At 65.3% G+C, this 17,583-nt stretch carries 21 protein-coding genes; 5 read left to right on the top strand and 16 right to left on the bottom strand.

Features of this window, described 5'->3' with window-relative positions:
• Window positions 1-139: 139 nt before the first annotated feature.
• A complete protein-coding gene (locus ACXJKM_RS22200) occupies window positions 140-1,330 on the top strand; it encodes a hypothetical protein (RefSeq protein WP_200955286.1) in 1,191 nt (396 codons plus the stop codon).
• Window positions 1,331-1,354: 24 nt separating this feature from the next.
• Here the strand turns inward: ACXJKM_RS22200 and ACXJKM_RS22195 are convergent, their stop codons facing one another.
• From ACXJKM_RS22195 to ACXJKM_RS22165, 7 genes are all read right to left on the bottom strand, one after another.
• Window positions 1,355-1,942 carry an RBBP9/YdeN family alpha/beta hydrolase gene (locus ACXJKM_RS22195; protein WP_056197606.1) on the bottom strand — a complete coding sequence of 196 codons (588 nt, stop codon included), beginning with the start codon at window positions 1,940-1,942 and terminating at the stop codon, window positions 1,355-1,357.
• Window positions 1,943-1,945: 3 nt separating this feature from the next.
• Window positions 1,946-2,164: a TOBE domain-containing protein gene (locus ACXJKM_RS22190; RefSeq protein WP_056197604.1), complete on the bottom strand. Its 219-nt coding sequence runs from the start codon at window positions 2,162-2,164 to the stop codon at window positions 1,946-1,948.
• Between the two features lie 116 nt (window positions 2,165-2,280).
• Window positions 2,281-2,607, bottom strand: coding sequence for a hypothetical protein (locus tag ACXJKM_RS22185; RefSeq protein WP_056197602.1), 327 nt, complete (start codon window positions 2,605-2,607; stop codon window positions 2,281-2,283).
• Between the two features lie 104 nt (window positions 2,608-2,711).
• The gene (locus tag ACXJKM_RS22180; RefSeq protein ID WP_457355181.1) at window positions 2,712-3,770 is read right to left on the bottom strand and encodes a sulfate/molybdate ABC transporter ATP-binding protein; all 1,059 of its coding nucleotides are present in this window, start codon (window positions 3,768-3,770) and stop codon (window positions 2,712-2,714) included.
• On the bottom strand, window positions 3,770-4,654 hold the full coding sequence (gene cysW / locus ACXJKM_RS22175; protein WP_457355180.1) for a sulfate ABC transporter permease subunit CysW: 885 nt from the start codon (window positions 4,652-4,654) through the stop codon (window positions 3,770-3,772). Before cysW ends, ACXJKM_RS22180 begins: the two co-directional genes overlap by 1 nt.
• The gene (gene cysT / locus ACXJKM_RS22170) at window positions 4,651-5,484 is read right to left on the bottom strand and encodes a sulfate ABC transporter permease subunit CysT (protein WP_457355179.1); all 834 of its coding nucleotides are present in this window, start codon (window positions 5,482-5,484) and stop codon (window positions 4,651-4,653) included. Before cysT ends, cysW begins: the two co-directional genes overlap by 4 nt.
• 167 nt (window positions 5,485-5,651) lie before the next feature.
• Complete coding sequence (locus ACXJKM_RS22165; RefSeq protein ID WP_457324453.1) at window positions 5,652-6,662, bottom strand: sulfate ABC transporter substrate-binding protein; 1,011 nt, start codon at window positions 6,660-6,662, stop codon at window positions 5,652-5,654.
• Between the two features lie 128 nt (window positions 6,663-6,790).
• On the opposite strand from ACXJKM_RS22165, the gene ACXJKM_RS22160 reads away from it, so the two are divergent.
• From ACXJKM_RS22160 to ACXJKM_RS22150, 3 genes are all read left to right on the top strand, one after another.
• Window positions 6,791-7,921, top strand: a complete 1,131-nt coding sequence (locus tag ACXJKM_RS22160; protein WP_457355178.1) for a PAS domain S-box protein — start codon at window positions 6,791-6,793, stop codon at window positions 7,919-7,921.
• Window positions 7,918-8,568, top strand: a complete 651-nt coding sequence (locus ACXJKM_RS22155; RefSeq protein ID WP_457355177.1) for a response regulator — start codon at window positions 7,918-7,920, stop codon at window positions 8,566-8,568. The genes ACXJKM_RS22160 and ACXJKM_RS22155 overlap by 4 nt, the downstream gene beginning before the upstream one ends.
• 95 nt (window positions 8,569-8,663) lie before the next feature.
• The gene (locus tag ACXJKM_RS22150) at window positions 8,664-9,458 is read left to right on the top strand and encodes a hypothetical protein (RefSeq protein ID WP_056197589.1); all 795 of its coding nucleotides are present in this window, start codon (window positions 8,664-8,666) and stop codon (window positions 9,456-9,458) included.
• A 71-nt stretch (window positions 9,459-9,529) separates the two neighbouring features.
• On the opposite strand, the gene ACXJKM_RS22145 is transcribed toward ACXJKM_RS22150, so the two are convergent.
• Window positions 9,530-10,735, bottom strand: a complete 1,206-nt coding sequence (locus tag ACXJKM_RS22145; RefSeq protein ID WP_457355176.1) for a vanadium-dependent haloperoxidase — start codon at window positions 10,733-10,735, stop codon at window positions 9,530-9,532.
• A 274-nt stretch (window positions 10,736-11,009) separates the two neighbouring features.
• On the opposite strand from ACXJKM_RS22145, the gene ACXJKM_RS22140 reads away from it, so the two are divergent.
• Window positions 11,010-11,303, top strand: coding sequence for a hypothetical protein (locus ACXJKM_RS22140; RefSeq protein ID WP_457355175.1), 294 nt, complete (start codon window positions 11,010-11,012; stop codon window positions 11,301-11,303).
• A gap of 13 nt (window positions 11,304-11,316) precedes the next feature.
• Here ACXJKM_RS22140 and ACXJKM_RS22135 read toward each other — a convergent pair whose 3' ends face one another.
• The 8 genes from ACXJKM_RS22135 to ACXJKM_RS22100 form a co-directional block, all read right to left on the bottom strand.
• Window positions 11,317-11,442, bottom strand: coding sequence for a hypothetical protein (locus tag ACXJKM_RS22135; RefSeq protein WP_457355174.1), 126 nt, complete (start codon window positions 11,440-11,442; stop codon window positions 11,317-11,319).
• 33 nt (window positions 11,443-11,475) lie between these two features.
• The gene (locus ACXJKM_RS22130; RefSeq protein ID WP_056197583.1) at window positions 11,476-12,090 is read right to left on the bottom strand and encodes a YitT family protein; all 615 of its coding nucleotides are present in this window, start codon (window positions 12,088-12,090) and stop codon (window positions 11,476-11,478) included.
• A 430-nt stretch (window positions 12,091-12,520) separates the two neighbouring features.
• Window positions 12,521-13,165 (bottom strand): hypothetical protein, encoded by a 645-nt coding sequence (locus ACXJKM_RS22125; protein WP_457355173.1) that lies wholly within the window; start codon window positions 13,163-13,165, stop codon window positions 12,521-12,523.
• Window positions 13,166-13,290: 125 nt separating this feature from the next.
• Window positions 13,291-14,082 carry a hypothetical protein gene (locus ACXJKM_RS22120; RefSeq protein WP_457355172.1) on the bottom strand — a complete coding sequence of 264 codons (792 nt, stop codon included), beginning with the start codon at window positions 14,080-14,082 and terminating at the stop codon, window positions 13,291-13,293.
• Window positions 14,083-14,269: 187 nt separating this feature from the next.
• A complete protein-coding gene (locus ACXJKM_RS22115; protein WP_457355171.1) occupies window positions 14,270-15,802 on the bottom strand; it encodes an IS1182 family transposase in 1,533 nt (510 codons plus the stop codon).
• Between the two features lie 105 nt (window positions 15,803-15,907).
• The gene (locus tag ACXJKM_RS22110; protein ID WP_457355170.1) at window positions 15,908-16,435 is read right to left on the bottom strand and encodes a hypothetical protein; all 528 of its coding nucleotides are present in this window, start codon (window positions 16,433-16,435) and stop codon (window positions 15,908-15,910) included.
• Window positions 16,436-16,528: 93 nt separating this feature from the next.
• Window positions 16,529-16,822 carry a hypothetical protein gene (locus tag ACXJKM_RS22105; protein WP_457355169.1) on the bottom strand — a complete coding sequence of 98 codons (294 nt, stop codon included), beginning with the start codon at window positions 16,820-16,822 and terminating at the stop codon, window positions 16,529-16,531.
• 96 nt (window positions 16,823-16,918) lie between these two features.
• Window positions 16,919-17,269 (bottom strand): hypothetical protein, encoded by a 351-nt coding sequence (locus tag ACXJKM_RS22100; RefSeq protein WP_457355168.1) that lies wholly within the window; start codon window positions 17,267-17,269, stop codon window positions 16,919-16,921.
• Between the last annotated feature and the right edge of the window lie 314 nt (window positions 17,270-17,583).

The raw sequence follows: 17,583 nt of genomic DNA, 5'->3' as shown, positions 1-17,583 counted from the left end.
GCGCGATACGCTTGCGGCTCCCGAGGCCCGACGCGAGCGCGCCATGACACAGCATCGAATCAGACGCGGCAGTTTTGTCTTCCAGGTCCGACCGGCCAGGGCCGGCTGGCGGCTGGCGGTGTTGGCTGCCGTGAGCCTCATGAGCCTTTTGGGCGCTTGCGGTGCCCCCGGCCCTGCCACGGCCCCCGCGGCAGCGCCGGTCCCGGCCGCCGTGCCTGCACCGCCGCCGGCGCCGGTGCCACCCCCCACGCTGCCGTTCGATGCCGCCGTGCTGCGCGCCGCCACGGCTTTGCTCGCCGATGCGCAGCCGGCCGAGGCCCGGGAGCTGGTGATCGACCCTCTGGTGGACGGTGTGACCGGGCTTCAATCGAATGCCACGCAGACGCTGGGCGCGCAACTGGTCAAGCTGATCGGCCAGCAGTACCCGCGCTACAACGTCAAGCCGTTCAACCCGGTCAACGTCGTGCGCGGGCCGCTGATCCTGACCGGGACCTTCACCGGCGTGAATGCCGAGCGCAAGAGCGAGGGCAGGCGCGAAGCCTTCCGGATCTGCCTGGCCCTGGCGGACCTGAAGACCGGCAAGCTGGTCAGCAAAGGCCTGGCCTTCGCGCTGCCCGAGGGCGTAGACACGACGCCGTTGCCGCTGTTCGCCGATTCACCGGCTTGGGCGCCGGACGATGCCACCACCGGCTATGTGCGCACCTGTCAAGGCACCAAGCCCGGCGACGCCATCCACCCGCTGTACATCGACCGCATCGTGACGGCTGCGACCATCGCTGAGGCCAGCGAGGCCTATGCCGCCAAGCGCTATGCGCAAGCCGCCACGCTGTTCGAGACGGCGCTGGCCAGCCCCGGCGGCAACCAGTTGCGCGTGCACACCGGGCTGTACCTCACGCGGATGCGGCTCGGCCAGCGGTCGGCGGCGGCCAAGGCCTTCGGCGACATCGTCGAGCAAGGGCTCGACCAGAAGCGGCTGGGCGTGAAGGTGCTGTTCAAGCCCGGCACCGCGGCGATCTGGTCGCCGCCGGGCACCACGGCGTTGCCTTATGCGATGTGGATGGGCGAGATCGGCCGCCGTGCTGCGGCGCGGCCGAGTTGCCTGGACGTGGTCGGCCACACGAGCGCAAGCGGCGCCGAGCCGGTGAACGAAAGGATTTCGCTGATGCGCGCGGAGATGGTCGCGGGCGAGTTGAAGCGGGTGGCACCCAAGCTGACGCCGCGACTGGCCAGCAGTGGCGTCGGCTCCAGGCAGGCGCTGATCGGCAACGGCCGCGACGACCTGTCCGACGCGCTCGACCGGCGGGTCGAGTTCCTCGTCCGCGGCTGTTGAACTCTCGGCTGCCGAGCCGCCACTTCAGATGGCAAAGGCCCACTCGCGGAACTCGGCATGGCGCGGCCGCTGCTCGGCAGCGGCGCGCGCCCGGGCCGCTTCGATCCAGCTCTTGGCCAGCGGGAAGGGCCCGAAGCCGGCCTCGGCATTGATGTGCCCGACCGGGCCGAGGTTGCTGTAACTCGCTCCCCAACGGTGCGCCCAACGCGCGGCGCTGGCGGCGCTCATCCAGGGATCGGTGCTGCTGGCGATCAGGCGCGAGCGGCGCGGCAGGCGATGGTGGGGCAGCGACTCGGCGATGCCGAACTTGTCAGGCTCGGCCGGGGCAACGAAAAGGGCCTCGCGAATGGGGGAGTCAGGGTGGTCAGCCAGGTGGCGCGCCAGCGCCAGGCAGCCGAAGCTGTGGGCCACGGCCAGCCATTCCCCTTCACCCGCCACTTCCAGCGTGCGCTGAATGCGCTCGGCCCAGCGCTCCAACTCGGGTTTGCTCGGGTCGCGCTGCGTGACGCGGCGGGCGTCGCGGTACTGCCCCTGCAGCCAGGTTTGCCAATGCGCCGAGCCGCTGTCGTTCAGGCCCGGGATGATGAGAACGCGCGGCGGCTGGTAGGCCATGGCTTACAGCGTCGCGATCGACACTTCGGTGGACTTGACCAGGGCGACGACCTCGCGGCCGACCTCCAGGCCCAGGTCCTTGACCGAGCGTGTCGTGATGACCGAAGTGACGATGTCGCCGTTGCGGGTGAGGACGTCGACCTCGGAGACGACCGGGCCTTCGATGATTTCCTTGATCGTGCCGCGGAACTGGTTGCGCACGTTGATGGCGGTGATGCTCATTGGGTGTTCCTTGAACAGTGGAACCCCCAGTGTGGTCAGCGCCCTGCGATCAAGGAAGGAAGCAATGCGCAGCAGCGCATGCGCGGGCCGAATATGCCAGCCGGGTGCGGCGCGGCTCAGCGGGCCTTGGCCGGGCGCGCGGGCTTGGCTGGGGTTTCGGGCAGCAGCGCTGAGCAATCGGTGACCAGGCCGTCGAGTGAAGGGTGATCGATGCAGTCCTCGTAATCGGCCCGGGTCGGACGCAGCTTCCCGGCTGCGGGCGGATCGAACCGCAGCGCCGTGTCGTTTCGGCGTTTGGCGGCACTGGCAGCGGACTCGGGCACGACGGCCGATGCAGGGCGCGGAAGCCCACAGGCGTGAGCAGGCCGGGTGAGGTGGTAGACGCCGAGGACGGCGAGGGCGGCGAGGCCGATCAGGCGGCGTTGCAGGGCGGGGATGGGCATGGCGGGCTCCTGGCAGGGCCCGCCGGCGGACTTCGTCGACGCTGACCCTTGCCTGGACGGACGCAAACCCGACCAGCAAGCGGACAGCCGGCGGGGGTGACCCCCTAGATGCCCGCGCCGGCCTCGAACAGACTCAACCGTGCCGCGCTCAGCTTCACGCGCTGCCCGCCTTGCAGCCGCAACGTGTCTGCCTCCTCGCGCGTCAGCTCTGCCTCCAGCGGCTGGCCATCCGGGCCGATCAGCTCGACACGCGCGCTCGCGCCGAAGGACAGCACGCGCTCCACGGTGGCCGACAAGCCGTGCGCCGACTCGTCAGTCAGGATCTGCAGTTCATGCGGCCGCGCATAGGCCTGCACTTCGCCGTCACCATGCGCGCCCTGGTGCGGCAACTGGTGCTCGCCCATATGCAGCACACCGCCGCGTGAGTGGCCGACGAAGCGGTTGACAGCACCAAGGAAGCCGTAAACGAAGGGCGTGGCTGGGCGCTCGTAGACCTCCTGCGGCGTGCCAACCTGCTCGACGCGGCCGTGGTCCATCAGCACGATGCGGTCGGCGACTTCCAGGGCTTCATCCTGGTCGTGCGTGACGAAGATGCTGGTGATRTGCAGSTCGTCGTGCAGGCGGCGCAGCCAGCGGCGCAGCTCCTTGCGCACCTTGGCGTCSAGCGCGCCGAAGGGCTCGTCSAGCAGCAGCACGYGCGGCTCSACSGCCAGCGCRCGCGCCARGGCRATGCGYTGGCGCTGSCCGCCCGARAGCTGSGRYGGAAAGCGSTCGSCMAGCCAGTCSAGCTGCACGAGCTTGAGCAGCTCGGTCACGCGCTTCCTGATCTCGGTCTCGGGCAGGCGCTGCTTCCTGGGCTTCACGCGCAGGCCGAACGCGACGTTGTCGAACACCGTCATGTGGCGGAACAGCGCGTAATGCTGGAACACGAAGCCGACCTGGCGCTCGCGCACATGCGTGTCGGAAGCGTCCTGGCCGTCCAGCAGCACGCGCCCGCGGTCGGCCTGCTCCAGGCCGGCAATGATGCGCAGCAGCGTCGTCTTGCCGCAGCCCGAGGGGCCGAGCAGAGCCACCAGCTCGCCGGTCGGGAATTCCAGCGACACGTCACCCAAGGCGGTGAAGTTGCCGAAACTCTTGTGGATGTTCTGGACTTGGATGCTCATCACTCGTTCCCGTGCGTCGACTGGCTGGCGCGCCACTCGATGAATTGCTTGATCACCAGCGTCACCAGCGCCAGCAGTGCCAGCAGTGACGCGACGGCGAAGGCGGCCGCGAACTGGTATTCGTTGTAGAGGATCTCGACGTGCAAAGGCAGCGTGTTGGTCAGGCCGCGAATGTGGCCAGAGACGACCGACACCGCGCCGAACTCGCCCATGGCGCGTGCATTGCACAGGATGACGCCGTACAGCAGACCCCACTTGATGTTGGGCAGCGTGACGCGGCGGAAGGTCTGCCAGCCGCTGGCGCCGAGCACGGTGGCCGCCTCTTCCTCGTCGCGCCCTTGCGCCTGCATCAGCGGGATCAGCTCGCGGGCGACAAAGGGGAAGGTCACGAAGACGGTCGCCAGCACGATGCCAGGCACGGCGAAGATGATCTTCACGTCGTGAGCCTGCAGCCAGGGGCCGAACCAGCCCTGGGCGCCGAAGATCAGCACATACATCAGGCCGGCCACGACGGGTGAGACCGAGAAGGGCAGGTCGATCAACGTGATCAGCAACTGCTTGCCGCGGAACTCATGCTTGGCGATCAGCCACGACGCGCTCAGGCCGAACACCAGGTTCAACGGCACCGCGATGGCCGTGGCGATCAGCGTCAGTTTGATGGCGGAGAAGGTTTCCTCTTCGGCGATGGACGCGAAGTACACCTCCCAGCCCTTGCGCAGCGCCTCGGTGAACACGGCCACCAGCGGCAGCAGCAGGAAGACGGCGAAGAAGGTCAGGCCCAGCGCCAGCAGCGTGAATCGCACCGCGGGCGATTCGCGCGTGGCCGGGTTGTCCTGGTACTTGGCGCGGGCACGCGGTGGTGCGAGGTGCAAAGCCGTGCTCATCGCTTTCCTCCCCGGCGCGAACTCCAGGCTTGCAGGCCGTTGATGGCCAGCAGCAGCACAAAGCTGACGATCAGCATGACGGCCGCGATCGCCGTGGCGCCCACGTAGTCGTACTGCTCCAGCTTGGCAATGATCATCAGCGGCGTGATCTCSCTGACCATGGGGATGTTGCCGGCGATGAAGATCACCGAGCCGTAYTCGCCCACSGCRCGCGCGAASGCCAGCGCRAAGCCGGTCAGCAAGGCGGGCAGCAGCGTGGGCAACACGACATAGCGGAAGGTCGTCCAGCGCTGGGCGCCGAGTGATGCCGCGGCTTCTTCCAACTCGGTCTCCATGTCCTCCAGCACCGGCTGCACCGTGCGCACGATGAAGGGCAGGCCGATGAAGATCAGCGCCAGCAGGATGCCCAGCGGCGTGAAGGCGATCTTGATGTCGTACTTGGCGAAGAGGGCGCCGACCCAGCCGTTGGGTGCGTACAGCGCCGTCAAGGCGATGCCGGCGACGGCCGTGGGCAGGGCGAAGGGCAGGTCGATGAGAGCGTCGACCAGCTTCTTGCCCGGGAACTCATAGCGCACGATGCACCAGGCCAGGATGAGGCCGAAGAAGAGGTTGATGAGCGCGGCCAGCAGCGAGGCGCCGAAGCTGAGCTTGTAGGACGCCATCACGCGCGGCGCGGTGGCGGCGGCCCAGAAGGCGTCGAAGCCATGCCCCGAGGACTTCAGGAACACCGCGATCAGCGGCACCAGCACGATGAGGGACAGGTAGAACAGCGTGAAGCCGAGCGTTGGCGCAAAGCCGGGCAGTACGCGTCGTCGTAGGAACAGGGCCATGTCAGTTGTATTTGTTTTGCATTCCGGGCCGAGCGCCGGGCCGCTCCCTAGCCGGCCCGCTTAGGCGATGTGCTTGCGGCTCAATGCCGCAAGCATCGCCATCCCCTCGGGGGATCGACCAGGTACGCCCGCGTTCAGTGCGGCGCGGCTGGGCGAGGGGCTCCATGTCAACGCTTGATCCCCGCCATCACCTGGTCGAACGAGCCACCGTCGGCAAAGTGCGTCTTGCTGACCTTGGCCCAGCCGCCCAGCGTCTGGTCCACCGTGAACAGCTTGATGTTGGCGAAGCGTTGTGCGTGCTTCTTGAAGATGGCCGGGTCGCGCGGGCGGAAGTTGTTCTTGGCGATGATTTCCTGGCCTTCCGGGCTCCAGTGGAAGTCGAGGTAGGCCTTGGCCAGTGCCGCGCTGCCTTTCTTGGCCGCGACCTTGTCGACGATGGCCACCGGCGCGTCGGTCTCGATGGAGATGCTGGGGTTGACCTGCTCGAACTGGCCCTTGCCGAACTCGTTCTCGATCAGTTCGACCTCGGCCTCGAAAGTGACGAGCACGTCACCGATGCCGCGCTGCGTGAAGGTCGTCGTTGCGCCACGGCCGCCACCGTCCAGTACCGGCACATTGGTCAGCACCTTGGTCACCAGCTCCTTGGCCTGGGCCTCGCTGCCGCCAGTGGCGATGACGCTGCCCCAGATGGCCAGATAGCTGTAGCGGCCGTTGCCGGTGACCTTGGGGTTGGGGATGATGACCTGCACGCCGGGGCGGGCCAGGTCGCTCCAGTCCTTGATGCCCTTGGGGTTGCCCTTGCGCACGAGGAAGGTCATCGTCGACGAATAGGGCGCCGCGTTGTTCGGGAAGCGGCTGCGCCAGTCGGCCGGCGTCAGCCCGGCGCTGGCGAGCTGGTCGACGTCGGTGGCCTGGTTCATCGTGACGACGTCGGCCTCCAGGCCGCCGATGACGGCACCGATCTGCTTGCTGGAGCCGCCGTGGCTCTGGTTGACGGTCACGGCCTGGCCCTTGGCCTTCTGCGCGGCAACGAAGGCCGGGTTGATCTGCTTGTAGAGCTCACGGGCCACGTCATAGGAGACATTGAGCAGCGTCGCGTCCGAGGCCAGGGCGGGCAGGGCGGCCGTGGCTGCAATCAGCGCGACCAGGGCACGGCGGGTGGGCAGGAAAGGGGGCATGACTGGGCCGTCGGGTGAACGAAAGCCGAGAGGGTGCCCAAAGTCTCTTATTCGCGGAAGGACAGTTTTCTTATTTCCTTATTCGTTCCAAGGCATTGAGTGGCGCGCTGCTTGCTAATCTCATGAGCATGCCGTTTGCCCTTGACCACCCCTCGACCGCCTCGCTGCTGCTGGAAAGCACGGGTGAAGGCATCTTCGGCATCGACATGGCCGGCTGCTGCACCTTCGTCAACCGTGCCGCCTGCGAGGCCCTGGGCTGGCGCACGGAACAGGTGCTGGGCCGCAACATGCATGAGCTGATCCACCACTCGCGAGAAAGTGGTGCCCACTACCCCGAGTGCGACTGCCCCATCTTCAACGCCTTTCGCCGTGGCGAGCCCTGCCGCATTGACGACGAGGTGCTGTGGCGGGCCGACGGCAGCGCTTTCCCCGCCGAATATTCGAGCTACCCCGTCATCGAAGCCGGGGAGGTGCAGGGCGCCGTCGTCACCTTCGTTGACATCTCGGCGCGCCGCCAGGCCGAGGCGCTGCTGCGCGCCAGCCACGACGAGTTGGAGCAGCGCGTGGCCGGGCGCACCGCCGAGCTGCGCGAGCTGGCCCACCACCTGGAGGCGGTGCGCGAGACCGAGCGCAAGCGCATCGCCCGCGAGATCCATGACGAACTCGGCTCGCTGCTCGTCGCGCTGAAGATGGACTTGGACTGGCTGGCCCGCCGCGTCGGCGATGCGGCGCAGCGTGAGCCCATGGTGGACAAGTGCCAGCGCATGGGCGGCCTGGTGGACACGGCGGTCGACTCGGTCGGCCGCATCATCACGGACCTGCGCCCCAGCATCCTGGACCATCAGGGCCTGTGGGCGGCGCTGGAGTGGCAGGCCCAGGAGTTCGAGCTGGCTGGCAGCGACGAGCGCCAGGTCGACTTCAAGATGCACGTGGCCGCCGACGTGGTTCCGCCGGAAGGGGGCTTGGCCATTGCCGTGTTCCGCATCTTCCAGGAGGTGCTGTCCAACATCGCCCGGCACGCACGGGCGCGGCACGTCGCCATCCGCCTCGACGTGGACGCGCCGCCGGGACCGGTGCTCTACCTGCAGGTGCGCGACGATGGCGTGGGCGCAGCGCCCGAGGCGCTCAACGATGCGCGCAGCTACGGCGTGCTGGGCATGCGTGAGCGGGCCGGGCATTTCGGCGGGCGGGTGGGCATCGAGAGTTTTCCCGGCCGCGGAACCACGGTGCGGTTGGTGATGCCGCTGGAGCAAGCATGATCCGTGTGTTGATCTGCGATGACCACCTCATCGTCCGCCAGGGCATCAAGCAGGTGCTGGCTGAAGCCGAGGATCTGCATGTTGTCAGCGAGGCCGCCAACGGACCCGACGCCATCCAGCGGGTGCGCATCGGTGGGGTCGACGTCGTGCTGCTGGACATCGCCATGCCCCAGCGTGACGGCCTGGACATCCTGAAGGCGCTGAAATCCGAGTTCCCGAAGCTGCCGGTGCTCATGCTGTCCACCTACCCGGACCGCCAGTACGCCGTGCGCAGCTTGAAGCTAGGCGCGGCCGGTTACCTGAACAAGAGCGCGGACAGCGAGCAGATGATCGACGCCGTGCGCAGCGTCGCCCGCGGCAAGCTGTTCATCACGCCCAGCGTGGCCGAGCAGCTGGCCGGCGCCATCGGCGCGGGTGGCGCCCGCCAGGCGGACGAGACGCAGCCCCTGCACGAACTGCTGTCGCACCGCGAATACCAGGTCTTCAAGCTGCTGGCGGCCGGCCGCAGTGTGGGCGAGATCGCCGAACAGCTGGTGCTTTCGCCCAACACCGTGTCCACCTACCGCGCCCGGGTGCTGGAGAAGATCGGCGTGCGCAATGACGTGGAACTGGCGCTGTTCGCGGTGCGCACGGAGCAGGCGGGATAGGACCGCTTCCCGAGAAGTGAAACCGTGTTTCGTTTTGCGCGGTACATTGCCGACCGCATGCATCACCGCGCCGGTCGGCGCACAGAGAGAACTTCATGAGCGCCACCCAGCAAATCGCCGAAGCCTTCACCGCCGCCCGCGCCGCCGGCCTTGCGATCGCAGCCTACCCCGGCACGCCGCCCGCGACGCTGGCCGAGGCCTATGCCATCCAGGCCGCCGCCATCGCGCGCTGGCCCGATGCGGTCAAGGGCTGGAAGGTCGCCCGTGTGAACCCGGCGTTCGCAGCGCAGTTCCCTGAAGAACGCCTCATCGGGCCCGCCTTTGCCGCCAACGTCCACCACGTGGCGCAAGGTGTTGCCGCGCAATGCCCGGTCTTCGAAGGCGGCTTTGCGGCGGTCGAGGCCGAAGTCGTCATCGTCGTCGCGGCCGATGCGCCGGCAGGCAAAGCCGACTGGACGGCCGACACCGTCGCCCCGCTGGTCAAGTCCATGCACATCGGTGTGGAAGTCGCTAGCAGCCCGCTGGCGACGCTGAACGACATCGGCCCGGGGGCCGTCATCTCCGACTTCGGCAACAACTGGGGCGTCGTCGTCGGTGCAGAGATCGCCAACTGGCGCGAGCTGGAAACCATCGATGTGGAGACCTTCATCGATGGCCAGTCGGTCGGCACCGGCAAGGTCGCCATCAAGCCAGGGCCTCTCGGCGCGCTGGCCTTCACGCTGAACAAGCGTGCCCAGCAGGGCGAGATCCTGCGGGCCGGCGACGTCATCTCGACCGGCATGATCACCGGCGTGCACGACATCCGCATCGGCCAGCAGTCGCGGCATGTGTTCGCCGGCGTGGGCGAGGTGCAGGTGCAGATCACGCGTGCGGCGGGCGCGGGTCGCTGATCCTGGTCACAGTGCTGATCGCCTCAAGCGAGTGCGCGCTCATCGCGCTCATTCAAGCCGCGGGGATCGCTTCACGGCAGCTTCTGCATTCCTCGCTGCACGGCCAGTTCCGCGACCTTCCGGCCGAGAGCCGTGGCGTGCTCATCAGCCGTGCGGGTGTGAATGCCTGCCCAGATCCGGGCATTCTCGATCTCCGTCGCCGCCTGGGAGAAGCTGCTGAAATGACGCGTCAGCGCATTGTTGAAGGTGGCGCTGAAGGGCACGCCGTCGTTGCCGAACAGCAGTTGGAGCGACCTGGACCAGGCGCCTGACGTCGCCGAATGGCCGGAGAGGTAGTCCGGGTGCGGCGGCGTGTTGATCAACGGCTCCCAGGTCGGGTCCGCATTGCTCGAAGCGGCGCGGATGGCCGTCACCGGGCGCCAGGTGCCCATCTTGCGCTTGACCTCCCAGCTGGCGATCACGGCGTCGAGCGCGGCCATGTTGATGATGGCGAAGATCCGGGCGTTCTCCGGCGTCGACGTGCCCTTGGCGCTGGCCGCGGCGCGCGCGGCGGCGTTCCACATCTGGCCGCCGTTTATCAGCGTGAAGATGGCCGCCGCCGTCTGGTCGGCAGTTCGCTCGGTGGAGTTGCGCCCGCCCAGGCGCCTCACCTCGTCGAGTTCCTTGGCGTATTGCACGCTGTCAATCGCCAACGGGCCGGGCGCCGTCACCTCTGCCGCTGATTTGAGGAAGAAGGGCTTGACCTCGGCCCAGTGGATCGAGGCAAAGCCGCCCATCGAGGGCGGCGCCGGCTGCCAACTGCCTCGGGCGGTGGCTGGCGTGTAGACGACGCGGGCGTTCCAGCCGTCGCTGCTGCGCATGGCGATGCATTGCTCGGCGACCTGGCGGCCCAGGGCGCTGCCCTCGCTCTTTCCGGCGCCATCGGGCACCTTGGCAAGCGAGGCCTGCAATGCGGCGTCGAGTGCAGGCTTTTGCAGCGGGTAGATCGACGCCAGCACTGCATGTGCCGCCGATGCCGCCGCCGCCTCGGCCGATGCGCCGGCCGGCGCCGCGGGGGCGGGACTCATGTAGGCCTGGTGCGTGCGCGTGATGGCGTTGACGGCGTCGAACATGGCGACGTGCGTGAGAGCCAAGGCACGCATCTCGATTTGCGGCGTGCTGGACGCCGTGAGGCCGAGCGCCGTGACGTTCCAGTCCGTGACAACGTCGGCTCGCGCCGAATGCAGGGCAGTCGCCAGCACGGCGGCCAGCAGGCATCTCCAAGCGGCAAGTGTCATCGCGGCTCCTTTGCAGTCGACGCTGCGAGGCTCCGCCCGCCCTGGTGGCCCAGCAACCCCTAGAAGGCGGCGCAATGGCTCGGTGTCCTCTCGGTTGAGGATTGCCGCGGGGGGATGCGAGCGTCAGTCCAGCATTGCGACTGGCCCTCCGGCATCGCGGCCGTCAACGGCCGTCGTGGGCGCATGAACAAACGAAACAAACGCCCGTCTGGCCTGAAACCGCTGCGCGACAGGCGGCAGGCACAGTGCGATGCCTTGGTTCCAGGAGACCGTCATGCCTTCACAACCTTTCCAAGCATCCTCTGCTCGCCATGTGCTTGCCGCACTCGTTGCCGCTTTCGCCTTCACTTCGGGCCTGGCCCATGCGGCGGATGCCGAGCAAGGCATCGAGCAGGCGCTCAACGCAGCGCTGCAGGACAAGCGCGGCATCACGCTCTATGTGAACGGGCAGGCGATCTCGGGCGCCGTGACGCGCATCGAGCCGGGCCGCTGGGTGGAACTGCGCAACCAGCAGCACGGCCGCATCCTCGCGCGGCTGGACCGCATCGACGGCATTGCGGCGCCCTGAGGGGCGCCCGCGTTCAAGCCTTGCTCAGGCGGGCCGCCACCTCCGGCGGCAGCGGCATGAACTCGCGCACGTCCTGCGCGCAGCGGCAAGCGGCGGCGATCTTGGCGGCCCAGTGGTGGGCGGCTTCCCGGTCGGGCACGTCGACACGGTGAAGCCGGGGATGGCGCTCTGTCTACACGCCCAGATACCTGCCGGGTTTGTGGTTCAGTGTGAGGATGGCGCCGATGGCCACGGCGCCAACGACTGACTGCAGAACCCGAACGGGCGGCACGGTGAAAAGCGCTGCAAGCACAACCAGGACATCGACCGACATCTGAATCTTTCCTGCACTCAGACCCTTGGTTTGCTGGAGCCACTGCGCCACGATATTGACGCCGCCGACGCTCGCCTGATGACGAAGCAGGGCCAGGAGGCCGAATCCGACGAGAAAGCCACCAAGTACCGCGGCCACCCAAGGGTTCAGGAACTCGAAGCGGACCACCCTGGGTGCCAACGCCGTACAGGCGGAAACCAGCGAGACGGCAAGGAGGCTTTTGAGCGTGAACTCTCTGCCGAGGCGCTGCCAGGACAGCAGGAAGAACGGCAGGCTGAAGGCGAAGAAGCACAGCGCCAGACTGAGGCCGCTGGTGTAGCTGGCGAGGAAGGCAACTCCCGCGACCCCTCCCGTCAGCAGGCCGGCATGTGCAAACATGGTGAGGCCCAAGGCGACGAACAACGAGCCCGCTATTAGTGCATGGCCGTCGTCAAGCCAGGTGTGAACGGGCGGTTCTGTTGAAGTTCGATCCATGCCGGCACACAAGCACACAGCGTGCCGTCGCGGCAATCACCGGGTGTGGGTACTGAACCCCAACCTGATGCGGTGGGTCTGATCGTGTTGGGGTTCGCGACGCTCACCCCAACTACCGGGCTGCGCTCCAGCCAGTCGGCGCTCGGGGCCTACTACCGGCGGCTGTGCGCGCGCATGGACAAGGGCAAGGCGGTGATGGCGGCAGCTCACAAGCTGGCGCGGTTGATCTACGCGATGCTCAGCAAAGGCCAGGAGTCACCGATGCGGGTCAGGACTACTTCGAGGAGCACTACCGGGAGCGGGTGCTCAGGAACCTGCGGCAGCGGGCTGAGCAACTCGGCATGCAGATCGTGCCCGTGGCACAGACCGCCTGAAACCTCTTTGCAGATCAACTATTTGGTGGGTGTTTCTTGAGAGGTTGCTTGATGCCTCAACGAACGACTGGAATGAAAATGGGAATGCTAATCTTGCCATCGCTTGCGCCACCGATATTTTCAAGCTTTGCTCCGGTAGACAGCGACTGCGTTAGCGGAACTGTTGCCAAGGCAGAAAACTCGGATCGGATTGCGGGCAGATCGCGGGCCGATTGATCGGACAGCGTCACCGTCGAGGCCGTAACCGCGCGACCAAACCTTGATGTTTCACGGAAATAGAAGCCGCCCAAATAAATGGCTTCACGCGGCTTGACCTCGAACTCAATTCCGGTAGGCGCCGTGGACCAAACATTTGCCATACCTTGGCTAACTTGCCAGGATTTGACAATGTAAATTCCCGCTGGCAATTCAATGGCGAAAGGCGAGCCCTTCTTGCCAAGTGCTCGATTGGGATCCTCGCCTTTGAACGCAAGGCTGAGGTTGAGAGTTTGCGAACTACCGTGCTCGATTAGGAACTTCTGGCCGCTAACCTTGTTTTCCACGTGCAGGCGGTAAGCGGCATAGCCGCCATCGTAAGTAATGCTGCCCGTAGCGACGCCGGTGGACGAAGACTTTTCAAGTGAAAAGTCTCGCGAAATGTTTGGCGCAGCGCATGCGGTCAGTGCCAACGAAACAGCAAGCAAGAAATACCGAGTGTTCATTGAAGTATTGGAAGTGAATTGAAGCAACCTAACGAGGCTGGGCAATAACCCGATTTCTGCGATGCCCGCAGCGGCTGATCACCGTGGATGCTGAGGAACTCTTCATCGTTTGATGCGTAGAAGGGTTAGGTCTCGGGTTTGGCATCTCGGAGTGCGCGCCCCAGAGTGAGGCAGGCGCGTTGGCCTCGTTCAGTCAATGAATAAAGGATAGACACGGGATTGGAACTCACATGGCTTCTCACGAGGCCCGCGTCACGCAAGCGGTGGAACGCATCGCGAATTGGAAGTGGGAGAATTTTGCCCGACTTGGTTTCAATGGTCAGCTCCATTGGAGCAGACTGGGTGGACTTGAAGAGTCGTACTAGGACAGACAACTCTGTGTCGGAAATCGAATCGACAAACGCGCGAAGCTTGAAGTCGTCAATCGTTTCGGATTCGCGCAGGCGGTCTGTCAGAAGTCTAGTTACTGTTCCTCGTGCCGCTTCGGTCGAAGTAAAGTCAATTGCGATGTGAGGAATCGAGGATACGTCGAAGAGGAGTCGTTTGGAGTCGTCGCGGACGATGACAACTTTGGCGGGGCTCTTTACGGCGTGTGCAAGACCAAGTTCGTACATGACGTTGCCGTTTCGAACCGGTTCGGAGGCATCTGCGGCACCCGAAAGATCGGACACGTCCGCGAGGACTAGCCGGGACTCGCAGATGCCGCGGACTATCTCTGTCACGATAGAGTCGCCCGACTGGCTTTCGTCCACGCGCCTGGCAGTGAGTGGTTTCCCCCGATATCGAATCGACTCTATGGCGGGGCGGAAAACGTCATGGAAGCGAGTTTCATATCGAGGTGCGAAGCTCATTGCGACGAAGACTTCGTCAGCTTCAACGCCACGCCACAACTGCTCGATAAATGTGTTTGGATGCATTTCGAGACCTAACGAGGCTGGGCAATAACCCGATTTCTGCGATGCCCGGAGCGGCTGATCACCGTGGATGCTGAGGAATTCTTCATCGTTTGATGCGTCGAGCCGCCGGCCCGATTGGATTGGACCTTGTGAATGCCCTGTGTGGCGCTTCTGGCGCCTTGCTCGCGTTGCGCACCTTTCCCATTCCTCATGATCGTTCGCCTCTGTTGGCGATTTTCTCAATGTTGTGCACCAGGCAGAACAGCCGCCACTGCGTGCCGACCTTGTCCTTGCCGCGCAGCGTGAAGCGGCTCAACCGCTTGTTGTGGCGCAGGTTGGCGAACACCGGCTCGACGGTGGCGATGCGCTGGCTGTATAGCCGGCGACCTCGGGGGCTGTCGATGGCCTGGCGCATGCGATGCAGCGGGTCTTGAGGATCGTCAGGCATTCGGGTGTGCAGCGCCACCGTTCTGCGCGCGGCGTCTGGCTTGCGGATGCATTGAGCGCGCTGCGCGCAGCTCATGCAATCGCTGGCGCTGGCCTTGAAGTCCTGCCGCAGGTACAGCCCCACCTTGTACAGCGCGCCACTGCTTCGCAACGTGCAGCCCGCCGGGCATGTGCAGGTGTTGTCGCCGTGGAAGACGAAGTCGCCTGTGCCGAAGAAGCCCTTGACCTTCGGATTGGGACTTTCGCCTCGCGCTCGCTTGTCAGCGAGCACTTCGCCCTTCGCCTTGTGCTTGGCCTGCTCGGCGAAGCGCTCGTCGCGCTGGCGCATCGCGTTGTCGGCCACGAGGGCCGGGATGGCGGCCTCGCACAAGGCCTGGACGTTGTCGTTGGAGTGGTAGCCAGCGTCTGCGGTGATCAAGGTGTCGGGCGCGCGCACCGCGGCCGTCGCTTCGATCATGGGCAGCAGCATGTGCTGTTCTGAGCCCGATCCCGTCACCTCAGCGGCCACGATGATCTGGTTCTCGCTGTCCACCGCCGCCTGCGCGGCGTAGCCCTGCATCACGCCCTTGCCGGTGGCCATCTTGGCGCTGTCGGGGTCGGTCACGTTGCTCTTGAGCTCCTGGCCCTTGTCGTTGCGCCGTGGCTCGTTGCGGGCCACGAAGTCGCGCGTCGCCTGGGCTTCACGGCGCAGTTCATCGATGCGAGCCTGGCGCTTGGCGTCAAGCGCTTGCGCGCTGTCGCCGCCGGCGTCCTGCGCCTGATGGAGTTCCAGGATCTTGTCGGCCGCCTTGTCCAGCCTCAGCGCCCGATGCTTGAGCTCCTCATGCGTGCCGCTGCGCTCCTTGCTGGCATTGCTGGGCAGCTTGACCCCGTCGATGGCGAACATCTGCCGCCCGATCAAGCCCATGCGGTCGCAGGTGAGCAGCACCTGCGTGAACAGCGGCTGGATCTGCTCCTTCAACTCGCGCACGAACTTGGCGATGTGGGCGTAGCTGGGCTGGCTGTCGCCGCTGATGGCGATGAACTGCACATGGCGCAGGCAGGCATGCTCGATGCTGCGGCTGGAGACCAGGCCTCGGCTGTACGCCAGCAGCACGATCTTGAGCATCACGCGCGGGTCGTAGGCGCTGGCGCCGACTTCATCGTTGCTGAACTTGGCATCCAGCGCGCTCAGGTCCAACTCGTGATCGACCAGATGATCCAGCGCGAACTCGAAGGTGCCAGGTTGAATCTGCTCGGCCAGCACAACAGGCAGAAAGCGGGGACTGCGATCTACGAGCTTGTAGCGTGGCATTGGCTTCATCCGGCTGCAGCGTGATGACTGCGATCGTGCCGACACGCCTGCGTCGGTGACAGTCGGATTTACCGCATGTCGTTGGGTTATTGCACAGCGTCAACGTCAGAGTTCAGCGGGCGGCGTAGCCGTCCGCTGCAAGGAATGGTTAGCCGGGTTGGCGGTGGATTTCACCGCCGCTGGAAGCCAGCCTTCGGCCTCCGCCCGGAACGAGGCGAACGCCTCTTCTAAGGGTGATCGAGCACTCGCCACGGCTTTCAGAACCTGGGCCCGCCCAACCTTTCGGTGAAGCAAGGCAAGCGCTCGAAGGGCTGCATTCGGACTTTCGAGGGCAGCAACCGCACCGCCATGGACCAGTTCCCAGCACGCAAGCTTCACGTCCCACGCGGACTCCGTACCCCACGGCAGTGCTCCAGACGATCCATCGGTGGTGCCGACAAGCTCTGGCTTCCAATAGCGAGTGCGGGTGTAAACCCAATCGCATGCGCGCGCGATCTCGATGCCGTCGACGACAAACCAGGCGCTACCTCGGCTTGACGGCTTGTGATGCCTTGTCACGTGAACTTGCACGCGCCCGGCGACGGCGGGAGCGAGCAGTGATTCAGTAGCGGCTTTGAGGGCGGACCAGCGCATCGGTTTGGACGGCCTAACGTCGAAACTCAGCGGATGGCGAAGCCGTCCGCTGCAGCGACAGGTTGGGCCGCATGCTTGCGAGCGATAGTGCAGCTACAGGCATGACTTCGCAGCCGCCACTGCAACTTGAAACGCTCCAGCGAGAAAGACAGCGTAGAACAACAGGCCTGAGGCCGCTGCTACGCCGACTCGACCAAGAGCGCTGCGAGCGAAGCTGGCCACTAGCAGCACTAGCAAAGTTCCGCTTGCCAAACCGTAGCCCGTTGCGTGGCTTTCAAGCCTCAGCGCTTCGGCGATGTCACCGGTGGAGCCGGTCTTCAGGTCTGCCGCGCAGCCAGACTGATGCATGGAGTGCATGGCCGCGGCAAACAGGACGACGACCAGCACCGTGCAAGTGGTCCGAAGGAGTAAACGGTGCCCGATTTCCATGCGGCTCAACGTTGGAGTTCAGCGGGCGGTAAAGCCGTCCGCTGCAATGAATGGTTAGACCTCACGATGCTGCGCAACGCCGAGAAACGCCTCTTGCAACTCACCCGCATGCTGCTGCCCCTCTTCATCGACGAGGGAAAGTGAGAGGAACTTTCCTGCAAGAGAAGTACTCCCATCAATGCCGCCGCACACAGTCGAAACGGCATCAACAGACGCTTGCTTGGCAAACGCCAAAAGCGTTTCTTTGTCTTGATCCGAAAGCGACCGCGCCAAGGCAACGATCCTTTTCCAAAGTGGATCCTTGATTGCGTCCAGCGATTCTTCCTCAATCAACCTTCGATAGAAGGCAGAGTTCTCCTCACATGCCTCACTGAAGATCGCGTAACAAAGGTCGGATGTTCTCATCGATGGATCTGAGGTCTAACGTGGAAGGTAAGCGGCGCCACGCAGTGGCGTCCGTTTTAGCGACAGGTGTGCGCCCAGCATGGGCGCGAACTTATGGGGTGGAAGTCCCCTGTGGGAGTACCGACTTGGACTCATCGTGAGCAAGGATAACCACGAGCCGAAGGCAAGGGCAGGCCCGCGAGGGTTTGTCTGAAGGAAGCCGGAGCGCAAGAGGTGCGAGGCGACGGACAGAAACTGCATAGAAGGCTGAGGGCGGCGAGGCGAGCTGGCACATGACGGCAAAGCCCAACGGTACGCGGCCCACAGTAAATGCG

This window comes from Roseateles sp. P5_D6 (assembly GCF_054049415.1).
Note: the sequence above shows the minus strand (reverse complement) of the source record. Positions and strands in the feature narration are given on the sequence as shown.

What these genes read in the sequence shown, in the direction of transcription:
- ACXJKM_RS22200 (WP_200955286.1), top strand. Translation starts at nt 140, where the DNA reads ATGAGCCTTTTGGGCGCTTGCGGTGCCCCCGGCCCTGCCACGGCCCCC.
- ACXJKM_RS22195 (WP_056197606.1), bottom strand. Translation starts at nt 1,942, where the DNA reads ATGGCCTACCAGCCGCCGCGCGTTCTCATCATCCCGGGCCTGAACGAC.
- ACXJKM_RS22190 (WP_056197604.1), bottom strand. Translation starts at nt 2,164, where the DNA reads ATGAGCATCACCGCCATCAACGTGCGCAACCAGTTCCGCGGCACGATC.
- ACXJKM_RS22185 (WP_056197602.1), bottom strand. Translation starts at nt 2,607, where the DNA reads ATGCCCATCCCCGCCCTGCAACGCCGCCTGATCGGCCTCGCCGCCCTC.
- cysW (WP_457355180.1), bottom strand. Translation starts at nt 4,654, where the DNA reads ATGAGCACGGCTTTGCACCTCGCACCACCGCGTGCCCGCGCCAAGTAC.
- ACXJKM_RS22165 (WP_457324453.1), bottom strand. Translation starts at nt 6,662, where the DNA reads ATGCCCCCTTTCCTGCCCACCCGCCGTGCCCTGGTCGCGCTGATTGCA.
- ACXJKM_RS22160 (WP_457355178.1), top strand. Translation starts at nt 6,791, where the DNA reads ATGCCGTTTGCCCTTGACCACCCCTCGACCGCCTCGCTGCTGCTGGAA.
- ACXJKM_RS22155 (WP_457355177.1), top strand. Translation starts at nt 7,918, where the DNA reads ATGATCCGTGTGTTGATCTGCGATGACCACCTCATCGTCCGCCAGGGC.
- ACXJKM_RS22150 (WP_056197589.1), top strand. Translation starts at nt 8,664, where the DNA reads ATGAGCGCCACCCAGCAAATCGCCGAAGCCTTCACCGCCGCCCGCGCC.
- ACXJKM_RS22145 (WP_457355176.1), bottom strand. Translation starts at nt 10,735, where the DNA reads ATGACACTTGCCGCTTGGAGATGCCTGCTGGCCGCCGTGCTGGCGACT.
- ACXJKM_RS22140 (WP_457355175.1), top strand. Translation starts at nt 11,010, where the DNA reads ATGCCTTCACAACCTTTCCAAGCATCCTCTGCTCGCCATGTGCTTGCC.
- ACXJKM_RS22130 (WP_056197583.1), bottom strand. Translation starts at nt 12,090, where the DNA reads ATGGATCGAACTTCAACAGAACCGCCCGTTCACACCTGGCTTGACGAC.
- ACXJKM_RS22125 (WP_457355173.1), bottom strand. Translation starts at nt 13,165, where the DNA reads ATGAACACTCGGTATTTCTTGCTTGCTGTTTCGTTGGCACTGACCGCA.
- ACXJKM_RS22120 (WP_457355172.1), bottom strand. Translation starts at nt 14,082, where the DNA reads ATGCATCCAAACACATTTATCGAGCAGTTGTGGCGTGGCGTTGAAGCT.
- ACXJKM_RS22115 (WP_457355171.1), bottom strand. Translation starts at nt 15,802, where the DNA reads ATGCCACGCTACAAGCTCGTAGATCGCAGTCCCCGCTTTCTGCCTGTT.
- ACXJKM_RS22110 (WP_457355170.1), bottom strand. Translation starts at nt 16,435, where the DNA reads ATGCGCTGGTCCGCCCTCAAAGCCGCTACTGAATCACTGCTCGCTCCC.
- ACXJKM_RS22100 (WP_457355168.1), bottom strand. Translation starts at nt 17,269, where the DNA reads ATGAGAACATCCGACCTTTGTTACGCGATCTTCAGTGAGGCATGTGAG.